The organism is Stenotrophomonas sp. 05L44_2 (genome assembly GCF_056665995.1).
This window is the reverse complement of sequence record NZ_JBFTNR010000774.1, coordinates 1-1,884: the sequence shown is the minus strand read 5'-3', so window position 1 is coordinate 1,884 and position 1,884 is coordinate 1. Positions and strand designations below refer to the sequence as shown.

Here is a 1,884-nt window from a genome sequence, read left to right as displayed (position 1 = left end):
CTGCTGGCCGGACTGGGCATGGCTGCCCTGCTCTGGCTGGCCTCGCTCTGGTAAGACACACATGAACGACCTTTCCCACGTCCGCGACAGCTGGTGGCTGGCCAGCCTCGGCAACACCCTGATCTGGGCACGCCTGCGCATCCGCGAGGCCGGCACTGCCGAAGTGCTGGACAGCGATGGCAATACGCTGAGCTACGACAGCGAAGACACTGCACGCTCGCAGCTGTTCGATGCCGAGTTCGTCGAGTACGACGGCCTGGATGAAGAAGATGCGCTGGTGCGCGGCTTCTCGCTGCATGAAGTGCAGCCACCGCAGGCAGGCAGCGACGAAGGCCTGCGCGGGCGCATGGTGCAGTCGCTTGGCAGCCGCGCCTGAGGCCAACCGATGTTCACCCCGCGCGCTTTCGCCGAGACCGACCTGCTGTGGCTGGATCGCCTGCTGGCGCGTGATCCGTTCGTCACCGTGCTTACCGCCGGTGGCGATGGCCTGCCGGAACTGACCCGGCTGCCGGTGCTGTACCAGCGCGACGGCGACCACATCGAGCTGCGCGGCCACTGGGCCCGTGCCAACCCGCAGGCACGCCACAGCGGTGCGGCCAAGGTGCTGGTGGAGGGGCCGCATGGCTATGTATCGGCCAGCTGGTATCCGGACAAGGAACCGATGGCACGGGTGCCCACCTGGAACTACGCCGCCGCCGAGTTGCGCGGCCAGTTGCAGCCCTTCGACGATACCGATGCCCTGGCCCAGCTGGTCAGCGATACCGGCGACCACTTCGAAGCCAGCGTCGGCCAGGACTGGCGGTTCGAACCCGAGCGTGACGACCACCGCCGCCAGCTGCGCGGCATCGTCGGCTTCCGTTTTACCGTCGAACAGGTGCAGCTGACGCTGAAGCTGAGCCAGAACCACCCCGAGGCCAACCAGCAAGCGGTGATGGCCGAACTGGAACGCCTGGACAATCCCCATTCCACCGAACTGGCGCAGTGGATGCGCCGGTATCGCGACGAAGCCGCCGCAGGCAGCTGAGCGCTCTGTTTCCCGCGACGACGCGGCCAGAACGGCCGCGCCTTGCCCCCACCCGACGTCAGGGACCCCGAACATGAAAGACATCCACAAGCTGCTGCAGAACAACCGCGAATGGGCTGACCGGATCGAGAAGGAAGATCCTGACTTCTTCCATCAGCTGGCCAAGCAGCAGCATCCGGAATACCTGTGGATCGGCTGTTCCGATTCGCGCGTGCCGGCCAACCAGATCATCGGCATGGCCCCGGGTGAGGTGTTCGTGCATCGCAACGTGGCCAACGTGGTGGTGCATACCGACCTGAACTGCCTCAGCGTGATCCAGTACGCCGTGGACCAGCTGAAGGTGAAGCACATCCTGATCGTTGGCCATTACGGCTGCGGCGGCGTGCACGCCAGCCTGAACAACACGCGGGTGGGCCTGGCCGACAACTGGCTGCGCCATGTCGGTGACGTGGCACAGAAGCACGCCGCGATCATGGATGCGATCGAGGAGCCGGAGCTGAAGCATGCCCGCCTGTGCGAACTGAACGTGATCGAGCAGGTGGTCAACGCCTGCCGCTCGACGATCGTGCAGGACGCCTGGGCCCGCGGCCAGAAGCTGATGGTGCACGGCTGGGTGTACAGCCTGAAGGACGGCCGCGTGCGCGAAATGGGCATCGACGTGGGCGCACCTGAAGAACTGCAGCCGGCCTACGAGAAGGCCCTGTCCTACGTTCCGCGCCGCGGCCGGCGCGACTGACCCTCCCTTACGGACACCCCCATGCTTGCCTCCCCCATCAACCTGCTGGGCTGGATCGAGGAAAACCGGCATCTGTTGAAGCCGCCGGTCGGCAACAAGATGATCGACAACGGCGATTTCATCG

At 65.6% G+C, this 1,884-nt stretch carries 3 protein-coding genes and 1 pseudogene; all 4 read left to right on the top strand.

Features of this window, described 5'->3' with window-relative positions; translation table 11 throughout:
* Positions 1–61 precede the first annotated feature (61 nt).
* A complete protein-coding gene (locus AC1VAN_RS20470; RefSeq protein WP_025876872.1) occupies positions 62–376 on the top strand; it encodes a hypothetical protein in 315 nt (104 codons plus the stop codon).
* A 9-nt stretch (positions 377–385) separates the two neighbouring features.
* Positions 386–1,024 carry an FMN-binding negative transcriptional regulator gene (locus AC1VAN_RS20465; RefSeq protein ID WP_032976302.1) on the top strand — a complete coding sequence of 213 codons (639 nt, stop codon included), beginning with the start codon at positions 386–388 and terminating at the stop codon, positions 1,022–1,024.
* Between the two features lie 73 nt (positions 1,025–1,097).
* Positions 1,098–1,760, top strand: coding sequence for a carbonate dehydratase (gene can, locus AC1VAN_RS20460; RefSeq protein WP_006376530.1), 663 nt, complete (start codon positions 1,098–1,100; stop codon positions 1,758–1,760).
* 21 nt (positions 1,761–1,781) lie between these two features.
* Positions 1,782–1,884, top strand: a pseudogene (locus AC1VAN_RS20455) (3-hydroxyanthranilate 3,4-dioxygenase); the annotation flags it as partial.